This window comes from Angustibacter speluncae, from assembly GCF_054777815.1.
In genome coordinates this window covers 22,632-23,948 of sequence record NZ_BAAHAF010000085.1, presented here as the reverse complement: position 1 = coordinate 23,948, position 1,317 = coordinate 22,632, and the positions used below count along the sequence as shown (strand labels likewise).

1 protein-coding gene is annotated in these 1,317 nt (G+C 79.0%); it reads right to left on the bottom strand.

Going from position 1 to position 1,317, the window contains the following annotated elements:
* Positions 1–1,317, bottom strand: a 1,317-nt coding sequence (locus ACYVKY_RS10210) for a DUF6049 family protein (RefSeq protein WP_460434869.1), incomplete at both ends; no start/stop codon positions are given.

Below are 1,317 nucleotides of genomic sequence, written 5' to 3'. Positions count from 1 at the left end.
TCCCAGTCGGCGCGCACGAGCACCCGGGTCTGCACCGGCGCGCCCAGCACGGTGCCGTCCGGGCTGCGCACGGTGATCTCGACGGAGGTGTCGCCGTTGCCGACGCCGCGCACGGGCACGTACCCGACCTGGGTGCCGCCGGCCGGCACGGTGACCTCGACCTGGTCGGTGACGACGAGCCGGCTCGAGCGCGGGACGACCTCGACGCGGACGGTGGCGTCCTGCGTCCCGTCGTTGCGGACGGTGACGGGCAGCCGGACGTTGCGCGACACCTGGGTCAGCGTGCTGCCGGGCACCACCGCGACCGAGCCGCGGGTCGCGCGCACCGACTCCTCGACCGCGTCGACCTGGCGGGCCCAGGCGTCCTCGCGCCCGCGCCAGTGGGCCGAGCTGAGCGCGACCGCGGCGCGGCGCACCGGCTCGGTCACCTCGTCGGGGTCGGCGAACGCCGAGGCGAGGCCGTCGGACAGCGTCACCGACGCGCCGAGCCGGGCCAGGCCCGCCTCGTCGAGCTCGTCGCCGCGGTCGTCGCCGGCGACGGTCGGGTCGCCGCGCGGGCGCTCGGGGGCCGGGGAGGCGACGAGCTCGTCGGCCGACGTCGGGTCGGTCCACGGGACGGCGAGCAGCGCGTCGACGGCGGCCCCCCCGCTGGTGCCGGGGTCCCAGTCGCGCGGGGCGGCCACGAGCACGTTGCGGCGTTCGCTCGGTCGCTCCAGCGCGACCGCCGCGGTCTCGGCGAGCAGGCGCTGGACCCCGGCGGTGCCGGTCTCGCCGACCGCGGCCAGCTGCGCGCCGAGCCCGCCGTCGGACAGCAGCGACGGCATGCTCGCGTCGCCGGTGCGCACCAGGGCGCGGGCGTCGGGGGTCAGGCCGTCGTCGTCGAAGGACTGGGCGGACTGGTCGAGCAGCACCGACGTGCGGCCGGTCGCCAGCAGCAGGTCGACGGTGTCGGCGTCGGCGACGCCGCCGACCGGCCAGCCGACGGTGCGCAGCACGGTGCCGGCGTCCCCGAGGGCGCTCGCGGCGACGTCCTCGGCGCGCTCGTCGGCGAGCCGGGCGAGGTCGAGCTGGTCGGAGTGGGCGAGGGCGGCCAGGTCGGGGTCGCCGTAGTCGAGCAGCAGGCTCTGGTGGTCGGCCACGACCGCGCGGACCCGCTCGGCCCAGGTGCGCACCTGGGTCGCGTCCGGGCCGCCGGGCGCGGCGGGCTCGGTCGGGGACGCGGTGGCGGTGCCGCCGCCGGCGCCGTCCGCGTCGTCGTCGGGTCCGGTCACGACCGCCGGGTCGACGACGGCCGGGTCGAGCGCGAGCACCGCGCCC